The 234-nt window shown below is 66.7% G+C and carries 1 protein-coding gene; it reads left to right on the top strand.

Going from position 1 to position 234, the window contains the following annotated elements; all coding sequences use genetic code 11:
• On the top strand, positions 1-234 hold a 234-nt coding region (locus SB764_RS44760; RefSeq protein ID WP_410867405.1), incomplete at both ends, for a HupE/UreJ family protein.

The following is a 234-nucleotide window of genomic DNA, read 5'->3' as shown; positions in this document are numbered from 1 at the left end:
AACTTTTCGCCGCCGCCAGCCTGCTGCTGGCCCCCGCCCTCGCCTTCGCCCACCCGGGCCATGGCGACAATGGCCTGGTGGCCGGCATCAGCCACCCACTGGGCGGTATCGACCATCTGCTGGCCATGGTTGCGGTCGGCTTGTGGGCGGCGCAGCAAACAGGCAATGCGCGCTGGGCACTGCCTTGTACCTTTGTCGGCACCATGCTGATAGGTGGCTTGCTGGGCTTCGAAG

This window comes from Paraburkholderia sp. SIMBA_027 (genome assembly GCF_046535315.1).
In the GTDB taxonomy this organism is placed as follows: Bacteria; Pseudomonadota; Gammaproteobacteria; order Burkholderiales; family Burkholderiaceae; genus Paraburkholderia; species Paraburkholderia tropica.
Note: the sequence above shows the minus strand (reverse complement) of the source record. Positions and strands in the feature narration are given on the sequence as shown.